The sequence below is a fragment of the Bradyrhizobium sp. GCM10028915 genome (assembly GCF_042666195.1).
GTDB lineage: Bacteria > Pseudomonadota > Alphaproteobacteria > Rhizobiales > Xanthobacteraceae > Bradyrhizobium > Bradyrhizobium canariense_D.
Genome location: NZ_JBHTFN010000044.1, coordinates 33,987 through 48,459, shown reverse-complemented (window position 1 = coordinate 48,459; position 14,473 = coordinate 33,987). Strand labels below are relative to the sequence as shown.

Here is a 14,473-nt window from a genome sequence, read left to right as displayed (position 1 = left end):
CCCGAATGAGTTCGCTTCGACAGCGGAGCTGCCCTCTCCCGCAAGGGGCGAGGGCACAATAACGCCGATCTCGGTTGCGGAAACGGCAGCGCAAGCGCCAGCCTCACCCCTCAAACGCGTCGATCGAGGCTTTGCTCCCACGCGAGACCAGCGTCTCATCCGGAGCGCCGAGCTGCTCGCCTTTGTCGCGAAAGCGGTTGGTGATGGGATAGCGGCGGTCGCGGCCGAAATTCCTGGCTGTGACCTTGACGCCGGGCGCGGCCTGGCGGCGCTTGTATTCGGCGACGTTGAGGAGATGGTCGATGCGGGTGACCGTCTCGCGGTCAAAGCCCGCGGCGATGATTATATCGAGCGGCTCTTCGCGCTCGATGAGACGCTCCAGGATGGCATCAAGCGCGTCGTAAGCCGGCAACGAATCCTGGTCGGTCTGGTTCTCGCGCAGCTCCGCGGTCGGCGGACGCGTGATGATGTCGGGCGGGATCACCTCACCGGCCGGCCCCAGCGCCCCCTCGGGCTTCCACGAATTACGCAAGCTTGCCAGCCGAAACACCTGTGTCTTGTAGATGTCCTTGATCGGATTGAAGCCGCCGTTCATGTCGCCATAGAGCGTGGCGTAGCCGACCGACATCTCCGACTTGTTGCCTGTGGTCACCACCATCAGGCCGGTCTTGTTCGAGATCGCCATCAGCAGCGTGCCGCGGGTGCGGGCCTGGAGATTCTCCTCGGTGACATCGGGCGGCAGATTCTTGAAGACGCCGGACAGGATGGTCTCGAACCCGGTCACCGCTTCGGCGATCGGCAGCACCTCGTAGCGGATGCCGAGATGGCCGGCGAGCTCGCCGGCGTCCGCAATCGAGCTTGCCGCGGTGTAGCGATAAGGCAGCATCACGCCGTGCACCTGATCGGAACCGAGTGCATCGACCGCGATCGCCGCGCACAGCGCGGAGTCGATGCCGCCGGAAATGCCGAGCAGCACGCCGGGAAAGCCATTCTTGGCGACGTAGTCGCGCAAGCCCAGCACGCAGGCCGCGTAGTCGGCGTAGTCTGCCTCGGGCTGCGCGGCGATCGGCCCGGTGCAACGCCAATCGTCGCCGCTTCTCGTGAAGTGCAGTGTGGTGATGCTCTCCGCGAACGCCGGCAATTGCGCTGCGAGCGAAAGGTCGCCGTTGAGCGCAAAGGAGGCGCCGTCGAACACCAACTCGTCCTGGCCGCAAACCTGGTTGAGATAGACCAGCGGCAGACCGCTCTCGGTGACGCGCGCGACCGCGACCGACAAGCGCACGTCGGCCTTGTCGCGGGCGTAAGGCGAGCCGTTCGGCACGAGGATGATCTCGGCGCCGGTCTCGGCCAGCGTCTCGACCACGTTCTCGTAGTCCTCGGACTCCTCAAGCCAGATGTCCTCGCAGATCGGCACACCGACGCGCACGCCGCGCACGGTGACGGGGCCGGCGGCAGGCCCGCGCGAAAACAGCCGCTTCTCGTCGAACACGCCGTAATTCGGTAGATTGCATTTGAAGCGCAGGCCAGCGATACGGCCGCCATCGAGCAGCGCGCAGGCATTATAGAGCCTGCCCTCCTCGACCCAGGGCGTGCCGATCAGCATCGCCGGCCCGCCATCGGCGGTCTCGCGCGCCAGCGCTTCGATCGCAGCGCGGCAGGCGGCCTGAAAGGAAGGCTTCTGCACGAGATCTTCCGGCGGGTAGCCGGCGATGAACAATTCCGGAAACAGCACGAGATCGGCACCGTCGGCGGCTGCCTGCACGCGCGCCGCGCGCGCTTTCGCGGCATTGCCCTCGATGTCGCCCATGGTCGGATTGAGCTGGGCGAGCGTGACCGCGAATGCGTTGAGACGTTCGGTCATGGCGCTCCGATCAGAGCATGATCCGGAAAAGAGTGAAGCGGTTTTCCGAAAAGATCATGCTGAAAAAACAGTTTAAAGCGCGATACGCGCTTTAAAGAAATCCCAATCGCTCGATGATGGCGATGATCCAGAACGCGCCGGCCATCAGCAGCGCGACACCGACCGCGGCCGAGCCCATGTCCTTGACCCGTCCGATCTGCTTGTCGTGATCCATGGTCAGCCGGTCGGCAAGCTTCTCGATCGCCGTATTGAGCAGCTCGACCACCAGCACGAACGCGACCGCGCAGATCAGCTCGACCGCCCGCATCGCGGTCGCGCCGACGAACCACGCGAGCGGCAGCGACAAGAGGAGCGCAACGATTTCCTCGCGGACGGCCTGCTCCGAGCGGAACGCAAAGGCCAGACCGTTACGGGAATTGATCGTGGCCTTCCAGATTCGCAGCAAGGTCTCAGAGCCCCGCTGCGACCGGCATCGGCCTGACCTTGCCGGCGCGTTCCTGCTTGAGCAGTTCTGCGACCAGGAAAGCCATATCGATGGATTGCTCGGCATTGAGCCGGGGATCACAGACCGTGTGATAGCGGTCGTTGAGATCCTCGTCAGTGATCGCGCGGGCGCCGCCGAGGCACTCGGTGACGTCCTGGCCGGTCATCTCCAGATGCACGCCGCCGGCATGGGTGCCTTCCGCGGCGTGGATCGCGAAGAACGACTTCACCTCGGACAGGATGCGGTCGAAGGGGCGCGTCTTGTAACCCGACGTCGAGGTGATGGTGTTGCCGTGCATGGGATCGCACGACCAGACCACCACTTTGCCCTCGCGCTTTACGGCGCGGATCATGTTCGGCAGATGCTCGCCGATCTTGTCGGAACCGAAGCGGCCGATCAGCGTCAGCCGGCCCGGTTCGTTGTCGGGATTGAGCACGTCGATCAGCTTCAGCAGTTCGTCGGGCTTGAGCGACGGGCCGCATTTGAGCCCGATCGGATTCTTGATGCCGCGGAAATATTCGATATGGCCGTGGTCGAGCTGGCGGGTGCGGTCGCCGATCCAGATCATGTGGCCCGAGGTCGCGTACCAGTCGCCGGTGGTGGAATCGACCCGGGTCATGGCCTGCTCGTAGCCGAGCAGCAGGGCCTCGTGGCTGGTGTAGAAATCAGTGGCGCGCAGCTCGGGATGGGCCTCGAGATCGAGGCCGCAGGCGCGCATGAAATTGAGCGCATCGGAGATGCGGTCGGCCAATTCCTTGTAGCGACGGGACTGCGGACTATCCTTGAGGAAGCCGAGCATCCACTGATGCACGCTGCCGAGATTGGCGTAGCCGCCGGTCGCGAATGCACGCAGCAGGTTCAGCGTCGCGGCCGACTGGCGATAGGCCATCAGCTGGCGCTGCGGATCGGGGATGCGCGCTTGCTTGGTGAAGGCGATGTCGTTGACGATGTCGCCGCGATAGCTCGGCAGCTCGACACCGTCGATCTTCTCGGTCGACGAGGACCGGGGTTTTGCGAACTGGCCGGCAACGCGCCCGACCTTCACCACCGGGACGGCGCCGGCATAAGTCAGCACCACCGCCATCTGGAGCAGCACGCGAAAGAAGTCGCGGATGTTGTTGGCGCCGTGCTCGGCAAAACTCTCGGCGCAGTCGCCGCCCTGCAGCAGGAAGGCCTCACCGGCTGCGACCCGCGCCAGCGCCTTCTTCAGATTGCGCGCCTCGCCCGCGAACACCAGCGGCGGAAAGGTCGCAAGCTGCGCCTCGACGTCGGCCAGGGCCTTGGCGTCGGGATAATCGGGCACCTGTAGCACCGGCTTGCTGCGCCAGGACTCGGGCGTCCACCGCTCGGACATCGCAATCTCTCCGTGAAGCAAAAAGCACAACCTGATCTGTGGGTTGCGAGGGTCGCCTTATACACAGGGTGGCCACCGGCCGCCAGTTGTAAATCCGTCTGGCACTGCAAAGCCTTGCGGGGAAAGCCAAATTCGCACTTGCTGGGAACTGCTTGGAAACTGGCAAGATACCTTCGGCCCATGGACGTGGCACTAGACGACGTTTCATCGACGAGATCAGCTTCCCGGCGACTGACGGATATGCGCTGACCGGCACCCTATTCCTGCCGCGCGGGACCAAGCGCCATGCCGTCTTGATCAACTCCGCCACCGCCGTCCCGCGAAAAATCTATCGTGGCTTTGCCTCCTATCTGGCCCATCGCGGCTGCGCGGTCCTGACCTACGACTATCGCGGCATCGGCGACTCCCGGCTGCCGGCGATGGTCGGCTACAACCGGCCGAAATCGCTGGTCGGCTTCAAGGCCTCGATGTCGGACTGGGCCGCGCTCGACGTCACCGCCGCAGTGCACTGGATGCGCGAGCGCTACAATACCCTGCCCTTGACCTATGTCGGGCATTCCTTCGGCGGCCAGGCGCTCGGGCTGCTCGCGAACAACACGGACATTTCGCGCGCCGCGTTGGTGGCCTCGCAGGCGGCGACCTGGCGGCTGATGACGTCGCCGGAAAAATACCGCGTCTTCGCCTTCATGAATTTTGTCGGCGTGCCGCTCGTGCACGCGCTCGGTTACGCGCCGGGCTGGGCCGGCATCGGCGAGGATTTGCCCAAGGGCGTCTTCCTGCAATGGGCCGAGTGGGTCTCGAGCCCCCGCTATCTCTTCGATTCAAAGCTGCCGGCGCTGGAGAATTTCGCCAAGTTCAAGGGCGAGCTGCGCACCCTCTGCTTCTCCGACGATCCCTGGGCGACGCGGCCCGCGGTCGAGCTGCTTGCGAGCGGATTCACCGCGATCAAGCCTGAGGTGCTCAACGTGAAGCCGTCCGACGTCGGCGCCAAGGCGATCGGCCATTTCGGCTTCTTCCGCCCCGACCACCGCGACACGTTGTGGCGTGGCGTCGCGGAATGGATCCAGGGAGAGTAGACGGCGCTTACCGGAGGATCGTCGTCAGCGACGAGTAGCGCTTGTTCGGCTTGGCTTCGCCCGGCGCGAACTGCGCAAAGGCCTGGCTGACGCGGACGGCCGGCGGCGTATCGCCCGCAAAACGAAACTCCTTAGGCCGCGGCGCGTAAAAACTGGCGCTGTAATAGGCGTCGTCGAAGCGCGCCTCGCCGACCCCGAACATTGCGTCGCACGCGAACAGAAGTGCGTAGACTCCCGCGATTGCGACGACGACCTCCCTGAGAACTGACATGCTGATGCCCCACCCTGTTGCAGGCAGGATGCACGCCGGTTCCAAAGCCGGGGTTTAAGGCCGCATGGTTCTTGTCCGCAGGGTTTGCCGCCGCTGAGCAGAAAGCAGACAATCTTATCGATCCCGAAAAAAGAGCCCGCCTGCACGGGTGGTCAGGCGGGCTCCAGGGTTGGCCGCTCGGGAGGTATCAAACGGCCAGATTCATCCAGACAGCCTTGGGCTCCGTGAAATTGTCGAGCGCGGCGGTGCCGTGCTCGCGGCCGAGGCCGGAGTCGCGCTCGCCGCCCCAGGGCAGCCGCACGTCGGTATAGCCATAGGTGTTCATCCAGACCGTGCCCGCGCGCGCCCGCTTGGCAAAGCGCTGCAGCTTGCCGATGTCGCGGCTCCAGACGCCGGCGGCGAGGCTGTAAGCCGTGCCGTTGGCAATCCGCAAAGCGTCGGCTTCATCCTTGAACTTGATGACGCTGACGACGGGGCCAAAGATCTCCTCCTGCGAGATCCGCATCTCGTGCGCGACATTCGCGAACACCGCGGGGCTGATGAAGTAGCCGCGATCGCCGACCTTCTCGCCACCGGTGACGAGGGTCGCGCCCTCCTTCCGGCCGATCTCGACATAATCGAGGACCGACTTCATCTGCTTCTCGGATATGACGGGGCCGAGCGTCGTCTTGCGGTCGAGCGGGTCGCCGATCCTGAGCGACTTTGCGCGTGCCGCCAGCCGCTCGACGACCTCGCCATAGGCTTTTTCCTGCACCAGCACGCGAGAGCCGGCCGAGCAGACTTGGCCGGCATTGAAGAAGATGCCGGAAGCCGCAGCTTTCGATGCGGCTTCGAGATCGGCATCGTCGAAAATGACGTTGGCCGACTTGCCGCCGAGCTCGAGCGAGACGCGCTTGAAGTTGCTAGCGGCGCCCTTCATGATTCCCCGCCCGACACCGGGAGAGCCGGTGAAGGTGACCTTGTCGACGTCGGGATGATTGACCAGCGCGTCGCCGACGACGCGGCCGGGGCCAGTGACGACGTTGAAGACGCCCGCCGGCAGGCCGGCTTCAAGCGCGAGCTCGGCGATGCGTAGCGCCGACAACGAGGTCAGCTCGGCCGGCTTCATCACGATGGTGCAGCCGCAGGCCAGCGCCGGCGCGAGCTTCCACATCCCGATCATCAGCGGGAAATTCCAGGGCACGATCGCCGCGACCACGCCGACCGGCTCTCGCACGGTGTAGGTCAGGGCATCATCGCGCACGGGTACGACGTCGCCGCTGATCTTGTCGGCCCAACCGGCATAGTAGATCAGCGTGTCGACGGCGGCCGGAAAATCCTGCCGCGATGTCGCGGCGATCGGCTTGCCCGCATCGATCGACTCGAGTTCGATGATCTCCTCGGCGTGAGCCTTGAGCAGGTCTGCCCAGCGTAGCAGGATCTGGCCGCGCTCGGACGCCCGCATCGTGCGCCAGGGGCCTTCGAAGGTCCGGCGCGCGGCCGCTACTGCATGATCGACATCGGCCTCGTTGCCTTCGGCGACGATGGCGATGACCTGCCCGGTGGCCGGATTGAGCGACTTGAATGTGCGACCGGAGTTCGCCGGGACGCGGCGACCGTCGATCAGCAGATGCTGTGGCCGGGACATGAACTCGGTGGCCGGCGAGTGTGCAAAGTCATATGCAACAGACATCATATTCCTCCAGTTCTGGTATACCAGACCAGGCGCCTGTGGACGGGAGTAAATATGATATGGATTGCAAATGGACCGCGGTCATATGAAATGTAGTTCATAGGGAGGACCAATGCTTCAGATCGAGATCGAGGCCGTCTGGCGGTTTCGCCGGGAGGGCAATCCGCGCACCGCCGTCATCATGCTTGGCGTCCTCAACGAGATCAGGAGAACCGGGAAGATCACCAGCGCGGCCAAGGATGCGCACCTCTCCTATCGCCATGTCTGGAATCTGATCGAGCAATGGTCGGAGTTCTTCGGCACGCCGCTGGTGGAAACCCAGCGCGGCAAGGGCTCGAAACTCACGCCGTTCGGCGAGCGGCTGGTGTGGGCGGGCGAGCGCATGCAGGCCCGGCTCGGACCTCAGCTTGAGAATCTGGCACAGGAGCTGGCGAGCGAGATCAAGCCGTTCCTCGAGCAGCGCCCGTCGGTGATCCGCGTGCATGCCAGCCACGGTTTTGCGGTCGCAAAACTGCGCGAATTCCTCGACCGCGAGCCCGGCATCGGCGTCGATCTGCGCTATGTCAGCAACCAGCATTCGCTGGTCTCGCTGGCGCAGGGCGCCTGCGATCTCTCCGGCCTGCATCTGCCGCACGGCGCGCTGCGCGCCCAGGGCATCAAGGCTGCGCGCGAATGGCTCGATCCGCGCGAGGATCGCATCATCAGCTTCGTCACACGCGAAATGGGATTGATGGTCGCGCGCGGCAATCCGCTGCGCATTGCTTCGCTTGGTGATCTCACCGGACCCAAAGTCCGCTTCGTCAACCGCGACCACGATTCCGGCACGCGGCTTCTGTTCGACCAACTGCTTGCGGCAAACGGCATCGACGAGAGCAGGATCAACGGCGCGCAGCAGATCGAATTCACCCACGCCGCGGTCGCAGCCTATGTCGCGAGCGGCATGGCTGATGCGAGCTTCGGCGTCGAAGCCGCCGCCCGGCATTTCGGCCTCGATTTCATCCGGCTCCTGACCGAGGATTATTTCTTCGTCTGCAAGCGCGCGTTCCTGGACACCGGGCCGATGCAGCGCATCCTGGAGATCATCCGCAGCGCCGATTTTCGCGCAGCCATCGCCACCCTGCCCGGTTATGTGCCGTCGGATACGGGCACCGTCACCGGCGTGAAGGCATTTCTGGAGATGCACGCCGTGCGATGATGCCGGAGGATGCCATCGCCTTGTCCGCGCCGGTCAGATCGCCGGCTCGCCCTTGAGCGCCGACGTGACCCGCTCGCCCTGCGCGGTCAGCCGGTACGTCACCAGCGGACGGCTCGACGGCGGCTTTCGCGCGAGCTCGACGATGTAGCCGCGCACCATCAGGGCTTCGAAACTGCCGTAATAGCCGAACATGCTGATCTGGTTCTGCCTGAGCAGCTTGAACTCGCGCAAGAGCCGTATCTCGTTGCCCGACAGCAGCGACCGGCGCACGCGCTGAACGAACCGCGCGCGCTGCTCGAACCAGTTTTTATCCGGCAGTTCGTGCGAGGCTGGTGCGGGGGCCCGTTCGCAGGGACGCGCGTCCTGCGCAATCTCGACCATCACCTGCGGCAGGCACGGCATGCTGCTGGCGACAACCGCGTCCTTCGCAACGTCGAGCAACGCGAGCGGCCAGCGCCGCTTGTTGTCCACCATGACCGGCGGTGGCACGACGCTGTCGCGCACCAGCTGCTCGAAGCGTCCGGCGGTCACGCCGACATAGGCCGCCGCGCGACGGCGATCGACCAGACGCGTGTCCGGCGCGACCTCGCAAACAATGTTCTCGTCCACCCGGGATCCCCTGGCGCCTCGTTGCGCATGGCATGACGGCCCGACAGGACCGGCCAAGCCGGCGGCGAACCTAGGTGGGAGGAGCGCACTCGAAAAGCACAGAATTTCGTACACGTTGATGCCGTTTCGGCAACGGCTATAGTCCGGCCGGGGGTCCCATGCGATTTCACTCACCAGCCATCCAGTACTTCCACGCCGTCCGCCGCACCGGCTCGATCCGGGCCGCTGCGCGCATGCTGAACGTTGCCTCGTCGGCCGTAAGCCGCCAGATTCTCAAGCTTGAACAAGAGGTTGGGTCACCATTGTTCGAGCGCAATGCGCGCGGCCTGACGCTGACGACGGTCGGGGAGATGTTGGCCCGGCACGTCATGAACGTGCTCCAGGACCTCGACCGCTTCCGCTCGGACGTCGCGTCCCTGTCCGGGACGTGGCACGGCACTGTCAGCATTGCCTGCATCGAGTCGCTCACGGAGTCGGTGCTGCCGGACCTGATCGCCGCCCATCGTGGCCGCGCCCGGCGCGTCAGCTTCACCACCGAGGTGAAGGGATCGTCGGATGTGCTGGAGGCCTTGAGCCGCGGCGAGGCCGACATCGGCATCGCCATGGCGCTGCGCCATCCGCCGGATCTGCGCCAGGTCGCCTTGAAACGGTTTCGCCTCGGCGCGATCGTGGCGTGCGATCATCCACTGGCGCGCGGCAAGACGGTCACGCTAACCCAATGTCTCGCCTTTCCCGTCATCCATGCGCTGCCGGAGCTGTCGATCTACCATCTGCTGCAGCCGCTGATCGCGCAGCTGTCCGAGACGCCGGAGCCGGCCATCCAGGCCAACTCGATCGACCTGATGCGCGAACTCGCCGCGCGCGGCGTCGGCGTCGCCTTCCAGACCCAGCTCGGCAGCGACCGACTATCGCGCGACAGCCGGCTCGTCTTCCTGCCGCTCGACAACGCCGGCAGTCCGGTGTGGTCAGATCTCGGCATCTACGTTCGCGCCGAGCGCACCCTGCCCGCCCACACGGAATCCTTCCTCCAGGAGCTGGTGCGCGAATTGGGCGAGCGCGAGCGGCGGGAAAACGCGGCGCATCCGCAGATCGCCTGATCAAACGCCGACGTCTGACGCTCAGCCGTGGCCGGCTCCCTTGCGCTGGCCGCTATCGCCGAGGCGGTCGACCCAGGCGATGCCGATCGCGGAGATGATGAAGGTCAGGTGGATCAGCACCTGCCACATCACGCCGCTCTCGGTGAAATTGCTCCGCGTCGTGCCGAGATTGCCCGCCTCGATGAAGGTCCTGAGCAGCGAGATCGAGGAGATGCCGATGATCGCCATCGCAAGCTTGATCTTGAGCACGCTGGCATTGACGTGGCTGAGCCATTCCGGCTCGTCCGGATGACCGCTGAGGTTCAGGCGCGAGACGAAGGTCTCGTAACCGCCGACGATCACCATCACCAGCAGGTTCGAGATCATCACGACGTCGATCAGCCCGAGCACGACCAGCATGATCTGCTGCTCGCTGGCGTCGAACGAGTGCACGACCAGGTGCCAGAGCTCCTTCAGGAACAGCAGCACATAGACGGCCTGCGCGACGATGAGGCCGACATAAAGCGGGACCTGCAGCCAGCGCGAGCCAAAGATGAGTTGGGCAAACGGGCCGATTTGCGGCGCCGGCACGGAATCCGCCGAAGGTGCTTTGGGTTCGGACGTCATTGATCACTCCGGATGATGGACAGGCGCGTTGCCTCAGAGACTCGCGATCACAGGCGCGAGCTCGAGCGATCCGCGATAGATCATCTCGAAGGCGACGTAAACGATGATGGCGAGGCCGACATAGCCGATCCAGCGCTGCTTCTGGAGCACGCGGCCGAGCAAATCGGCGGCGACGCCCATCAACGCGACCGACAATAGCAGGCCGAAAGCGAGGATGTAGGGATGCTCGCGCGCAGCGCCCGCGACCGCGAGCACGTTGTCGAGCGACATCGAGACGTCGGCGGCGACGATCTGCACCGCCGCCTGCCTGAAGGTCTTTCGGGACGCAGGCGCAGCGCTGCTGCCGCCATGGCTGAACGCGAGCTCGTTCGCATGCGCGGACTGCTCGCGCAGCTCCCGCCACATCTTCCAGCACACCCAGAGCAGCAGCACGCCGCCGGCGAGCAATAGCCCGATCACTTGCAGAAGCTGGGTCGCGACGCCGGCAAAGACGATGCGCAGGGCGGTGGCGGCGATGATGCCGACGACGATGGCGCGCCGGCGCTGCTCGGCCGGGAGGCCGGCTGCGGCAAGGCCGATGACGACGGCGTTGTCGCCGGCGAGCACGAGGTCGATCAGGACGACCTGAAGCAGCGCGGTCAGCGCTTCGGTGGTGATGAATTCAGTCATGATTGGTCATTTTTCGGTGCGGACGGATCGAGCCAGTGCGGCTTCTTCCGCTCGACCCAATCCAGAACCTTGGCGCGCGCGGAGCGCAGCGCGGGCACGTCTTCCGCGAGCAAAGCGAGGCCGAGCGGTAGCATCCAGACACCGAGCACCGGCAGGAAGGAGAGCACGCCGCCGACAATCAGCAGCGCACCCGAAGGGATTCTCACCCAGCGGCTGGATGGCTTGAGCAGATAGGTGACGGTGTCGCCCATGCGCGGCGGCAGGCGACGGACAAGCTTGTCGAGGCGCGGGTCGCCGCCAGCCATCTGGCCGCTAGCGCCCGCAGTCCCTGTCTTATCCTCGTCCGAAACTACGCTCATGCTTACTCCTCGGCGGCGATGCGGTGTTCGGCGCGCACTGCACCCGGCGTCACCTGCTTTGCGCGCGGCAGCACCAGCGTCAGCAGGCGCAACAGCTTGATCGCCTGCACTTCGTGGGGATGCACGTCCTCGTCCGCGGCCGCGACGCGCTCCGACAGTTCCATCAAATGAGCCGACAGCGGCAGGTCTGAAACCGGACGCAAATTCTCGATCACCACATTGGCGAAATCCGGCTCCTCGAGTCGTTCAGCAAGCTCGTCGAACATCGCGTAGAGCCGGTCGTCCGAGATATGCGGCGCCAGCTTGCGATCCCGGATGAACCGGACGACCTCGTCGCGTTCGACCGGCGAAACTTGCCGGTCGGCGACGGCAACCAGCGCGCCGACGATCACCAGTGCCACCGCAGCCTGCTCGTTCAGGCTGGACGGCTCGGTGATCTCGATTTCGATCGGATTTGAATGCTTGGCGTCGGACATCGTTGCTCCCTTATCTTGCGAAAGACCGCACGGAGCTGCGATGGGGACGATTCGGTCGGAGAGACTCTCAAGAAGGCCCGACGATCGGCCGATCCATCGCATTCGCGCGGGACAGGTCATCCGACATCACGAGGTTTTGCCGACAGCGTCGACTTCCTCGCCAGAGGGGCCCGGATTCTTGTTCGTTTCACACATAAAGATGGGGCTGTCGGAATCAAGACGACGCGACTGCGACCAGCCGCCGCATCGGGTTCCGTGTTGCCACATTGGCTAAGCAGTTCTGCGCGCTCCGCACCTGCGATCATGTCTTTTACTGTCATCGCCCGCGCAGGCGGGCGATCCAGTACTCCGAGACGCCCGTAGTTTGTCGAGAAGCCGCAGCGTACTGGATTCCCCGCCTGCGCGGGGAATGACAGCGGAGTGCGGAGCACTCAGCCTACCCCACCCGCTCGACAAGATGCGCCCGCGAGGGCGACGGCTCGAACCTGTCGCCGAAATATTGAGTCTCGTGCGCCACGAGGCCGTCGCGGAATTCCATGATGCTCACGACGTAAGACGGCACCCCGTCATAGGTCAGCACGAATTCGCTCACCCAGAGATCGTTACTGCCGACGATCCGCCGAACCGTGAAGCGCTTCTTGTTCGGCTGCACGAACCGGCTCTCTTGAATCTTCCTGCGACCGCGGATGCGCTCGCCGGACTGCGGATAGTCGAGCACCGCGTCCTCGCGATAGATGTCGTGCTCGGCCTCGAAATCGTTCGCATCCGAAGCATCCCAATGGCGCTGGAGCGCGGCCAGCTTGCCCTGATCATCCATCGTGATCTCCCGTTGTACCGACTGCGTTTACGTTACGCATTTCAAATTGGCCTCAGCGTCGCCGGTGGCAAGGCTTGCTCGCAACGTCTAACAACGACTAACGAGCCAAAAACCCCATCCGGATGCAAGGATGACGGCAGAACCGCGCAGCCAGATCGGGAACACGCAATGGGACGTCTGCTTTCGGTCAATGTCGGCCTGCCGCGCGACGTCGCTTGGCAGGGTCGGACCGTCCACACCGGCATCTGGAAGGCACAGGTCACAGGCCCGCGCAGGGTGCGCCGGCTCAACATCGATGGCGACGGCCAGGGCGATACGGCCGGTCATGGCGGCGAACATCGTGCCGTATTCGTCTATCAGGATGAATCCTATCGGTACTGGCAGGAGCATCTGGGTCGATCGAACCTCGTTCATGGCCAGTTCGGCGAGAACTTTACGGTCGAGGGCCTCGCCGACACCAACGTGTGCATCGGAGACCGCTACAGGATCGGCTCCGCGGTGTTCGAAGTGACGCAGCCGCGCGTCACCTGCTACCGTCTCGGCATTCGCATGGACGAGCCGGACATGGCCGCGCTGCTCGTCAGGCACGGGCGGCCCGGATTTTATTTCCGTGTGATCGAGGAAGGCGACGTCGAAGCCGGTGACGAGATCACACAGATCGCTGTGGGACCCGAGCGCATGAGCGTGTTCGAGATCAATGCGCTGCTTTACCTGCCGCCTCATCCGCGCGAACGCCTGGAGCGCGCGCTGCGGATTCCCGCGCTGAGCCGCGGCTGGCGCCGTTCTTTCGAGGCGCTGCTCGAGCAGCAGAAGGACAACAAAACCGCGGGAAACGCCGGGCTTGGGCCGGCGGCGAGCCCAGCTCCGGCCTGGCGCGGATTCCGCTCCTTTCGCGTGGCGCGAAAGATCGCCGAAAGCGGCAACGTGACGTCGCTGATCCTCGAACCCGCCGACGGACATCCCGTGGCGGCCGCCCTGCCCGGTCAATTCGTCGTCATCAAGCTCGAGCCCTCCGGTGCGCAGGCGATGACACGCAGCTATTCGCTGTCGAGCGGCGCCGATGCCGCGTCCTATCGCGTCAGCATCAAGCGCGAAGTTCACGGCGCCGCCAGCCGTTACATTGCCGACGAGCTGCTGGCCGGCGCTGCCGTGCAACTAGGCGCGCCACGCGGCAGTTTCACGCTCCGGCAAGATGCACGCCCCGTCATCCTGTTGAGCGCCGGCATCGGCGTCACCCCTTTGCTCGCAATGCTTCACGCGCTCGCCGCCGAAGCGACGACGCGGGACGTGTGGTGGCTGCACGGCGCTCGCAATGGCCGCGAACATGCGTTCGCCGCCGAGGCGCGCGAATTGCTAGGTGGGCTCTCTCGTCACCATAGCCACGTCTGCTACAGCGCGCCTGACCCGGACGATCGTCTCAATGTGGCGTTCGACACAGCCGGACATCTCGACGCACGCCTGCTCCAGACCCTGAGCGTGCCGCGTGACGGCGATTTCTATCTGTGCGGACCGGCAGGTTTCATGAACGATCTGAAAGCTGGCCTCACCACGTTGGGCGTCGCACCGGATCGCATCCACACCGAATTGTTCGGCGCCGGACCGTCCTTGACGCCCGGCATAGCGTCCTCCCCGCAGAAGCGGGCGCACCCGCCGATCGGTGCCCCCGGCCCCGGCCCGATGGTTTCGTTCGCCCGGAGTGGCCTCAATGTCCGCTGGGGACCATCCTATGCCAGCCTGCTGGAATTGGCCGAGGCGTGCGACGTCCCCGTGCGCTGGTCGTGCCGGACCGGCGTCTGCCACAATTGCGAGAGCGGGTTGATCGCGGGGACGGTTGACTATGCGCCGGATCCGCTCGATCCGCCGGCGGACGGCAATGTCCTGATCTGCTGCTCACGACCCCGAAACGACGTCGTGGTTGATCTGTAAA

The 14,473-nt window shown here is 64.7% G+C and carries 14 protein-coding genes and 1 pseudogene; 4 read left to right on the top strand and 11 right to left on the bottom strand.

Annotated features, from left to right (window positions below):
• Positions 1–103 precede the first annotated feature (103 nt).
• From ACFQX9_RS20255 to ACFQX9_RS20245, 3 genes are all read right to left on the bottom strand, one after another.
• On the bottom strand, positions 104–1,861 hold the full coding sequence (locus ACFQX9_RS20255; RefSeq protein WP_018459354.1) for an NAD+ synthase: 1,758 nt from the start codon (positions 1,859–1,861) through the stop codon (positions 104–106).
• A gap of 91 nt (positions 1,862–1,952) precedes the next feature.
• Positions 1,953–2,306 (bottom strand): diacylglycerol kinase, encoded by a 354-nt coding sequence (locus tag ACFQX9_RS20250; protein WP_018459355.1) that lies wholly within the window; start codon positions 2,304–2,306, stop codon positions 1,953–1,955.
• A 4-nt stretch (positions 2,307–2,310) separates the two neighbouring features.
• Positions 2,311–3,699 carry a class II 3-deoxy-7-phosphoheptulonate synthase gene (locus ACFQX9_RS20245; RefSeq protein WP_018459356.1) on the bottom strand — a complete coding sequence of 463 codons (1,389 nt, stop codon included), beginning with the start codon at positions 3,697–3,699 and terminating at the stop codon, positions 2,311–2,313.
• A 180-nt stretch (positions 3,700–3,879) separates the two neighbouring features.
• Between ACFQX9_RS20245 and ACFQX9_RS20240 the strand changes: the two are divergent.
• A pseudogene (locus ACFQX9_RS20240) lies at positions 3,880–4,775 on the top strand (alpha/beta fold hydrolase).
• Between the two features lie 7 nt (positions 4,776–4,782).
• Here the strand turns inward: ACFQX9_RS20240 and ACFQX9_RS20235 are convergent.
• On the bottom strand, positions 4,783–5,046 hold the full coding sequence (locus ACFQX9_RS20235; RefSeq protein ID WP_018459357.1) for a hypothetical protein: 264 nt from the start codon (positions 5,044–5,046) through the stop codon (positions 4,783–4,785).
• 187 nt (positions 5,047–5,233) lie between these two features.
• Positions 5,234–6,718, bottom strand: coding sequence for an aldehyde dehydrogenase family protein (locus tag ACFQX9_RS20230; RefSeq protein ID WP_026233785.1), 1,485 nt, complete (start codon positions 6,716–6,718; stop codon positions 5,234–5,236).
• 112 nt (positions 6,719–6,830) lie between these two features.
• Between ACFQX9_RS20230 and ACFQX9_RS20225 the strand changes: the two genes are divergently transcribed.
• Complete coding sequence (locus tag ACFQX9_RS20225; protein WP_018459359.1) at positions 6,831–7,913, top strand: substrate-binding domain-containing protein; 1,083 nt, start codon at positions 6,831–6,833, stop codon at positions 7,911–7,913.
• Positions 7,914–7,946: 33 nt separating this feature from the next.
• Here ACFQX9_RS20225 and ACFQX9_RS20220 read toward each other — a convergent pair whose 3' ends face one another.
• A complete protein-coding gene (locus ACFQX9_RS20220) occupies positions 7,947–8,522 on the bottom strand; it encodes a hypothetical protein (RefSeq protein ID WP_018459360.1) in 576 nt (191 codons plus the stop codon).
• 158 nt (positions 8,523–8,680) lie between these two features.
• Between ACFQX9_RS20220 and ACFQX9_RS20215 the strand changes: the two genes are divergently transcribed.
• A complete protein-coding gene (locus ACFQX9_RS20215; RefSeq protein WP_377790210.1) occupies positions 8,681–9,619 on the top strand; it encodes a LysR family transcriptional regulator in 939 nt (312 codons plus the stop codon).
• A 21-nt stretch (positions 9,620–9,640) separates the two neighbouring features.
• Here ACFQX9_RS20215 and ACFQX9_RS20210 read toward each other — a convergent pair whose 3' ends face one another.
• The 5 genes from ACFQX9_RS20210 to ACFQX9_RS20190 all read right to left on the bottom strand — a co-directional run bounded on the left by ACFQX9_RS20210 (position 9,641) and on the right by ACFQX9_RS20190 (position 12,546).
• A complete protein-coding gene (locus ACFQX9_RS20210; RefSeq protein ID WP_018459361.1) occupies positions 9,641–10,225 on the bottom strand; it encodes a TIGR00645 family protein in 585 nt (194 codons plus the stop codon).
• 33 nt (positions 10,226–10,258) lie between these two features.
• Entirely contained in the window at positions 10,259–10,894 is a 636-nt protein-coding gene (locus ACFQX9_RS20205) for a TerC family protein (RefSeq protein ID WP_085395854.1), read from the bottom strand.
• A complete protein-coding gene (locus ACFQX9_RS20200; protein WP_247391213.1) occupies positions 10,891–11,253 on the bottom strand; it encodes a hypothetical protein in 363 nt (120 codons plus the stop codon). The genes ACFQX9_RS20205 and ACFQX9_RS20200 overlap by 4 nt, the downstream gene beginning before the upstream one ends.
• A 2-nt stretch (positions 11,254–11,255) precedes the next feature.
• Complete coding sequence (locus tag ACFQX9_RS20195; RefSeq protein ID WP_085352736.1) at positions 11,256–11,729, bottom strand: tellurite resistance TerB family protein; 474 nt, start codon at positions 11,727–11,729, stop codon at positions 11,256–11,258.
• Between the two features lie 436 nt (positions 11,730–12,165).
• The gene (locus ACFQX9_RS20190) at positions 12,166–12,546 is read right to left on the bottom strand and encodes a nuclear transport factor 2 family protein (RefSeq protein ID WP_018459365.1); all 381 of its coding nucleotides are present in this window, start codon (positions 12,544–12,546) and stop codon (positions 12,166–12,168) included.
• A gap of 168 nt (positions 12,547–12,714) precedes the next feature.
• Between ACFQX9_RS20190 and ACFQX9_RS20185 the strand changes: the two genes are divergently transcribed.
• Positions 12,715–14,472, top strand: coding sequence for an MOSC domain-containing protein (locus tag ACFQX9_RS20185; protein ID WP_377790206.1), 1,758 nt, complete (start codon positions 12,715–12,717; stop codon positions 14,470–14,472).
• Position 14,473 lies beyond the last annotated feature (1 nt).

Coding starts and splice junctions, on each gene's coding strand:
- ACFQX9_RS20190 (WP_018459365.1), bottom strand. CDS start 12,546: ATGGATGATCAGGGCAAGCTGGCCGCGCTCCAGCGCCATTGGGATGCT.
- ACFQX9_RS20230 (WP_026233785.1), bottom strand. CDS start 6,718: ATGTCTGTTGCATATGACTTTGCACACTCGCCGGCCACCGAGTTCATG.
- ACFQX9_RS20195 (WP_085352736.1), bottom strand. CDS start 11,729: ATGTCCGACGCCAAGCATTCAAATCCGATCGAAATCGAGATCACCGAG.
- ACFQX9_RS20255 (WP_018459354.1), bottom strand. CDS start 1,861: ATGACCGAACGTCTCAACGCATTCGCGGTCACGCTCGCCCAGCTCAAT.
- ACFQX9_RS20235 (WP_018459357.1), bottom strand. CDS start 5,046: ATGTCAGTTCTCAGGGAGGTCGTCGTCGCAATCGCGGGAGTCTACGCA.
- ACFQX9_RS20200 (WP_247391213.1), bottom strand. CDS start 11,253: ATGAGCGTAGTTTCGGACGAGGATAAGACAGGGACTGCGGGCGCTAGC.
- ACFQX9_RS20210 (WP_018459361.1), bottom strand. CDS start 10,225: ATGACGTCCGAACCCAAAGCACCTTCGGCGGATTCCGTGCCGGCGCCG.
- ACFQX9_RS20185 (WP_377790206.1), top strand. CDS start 12,715: ATGGGACGTCTGCTTTCGGTCAATGTCGGCCTGCCGCGCGACGTCGCT.
- ACFQX9_RS20225 (WP_018459359.1), top strand. CDS start 6,831: ATGCTTCAGATCGAGATCGAGGCCGTCTGGCGGTTTCGCCGGGAGGGC.
- ACFQX9_RS20215 (WP_377790210.1), top strand. CDS start 8,681: ATGCGATTTCACTCACCAGCCATCCAGTACTTCCACGCCGTCCGCCGC.
- ACFQX9_RS20205 (WP_085395854.1), bottom strand. CDS start 10,894: ATGACTGAATTCATCACCACCGAAGCGCTGACCGCGCTGCTTCAGGTC.
- ACFQX9_RS20245 (WP_018459356.1), bottom strand. CDS start 3,699: ATGTCCGAGCGGTGGACGCCCGAGTCCTGGCGCAGCAAGCCGGTGCTA.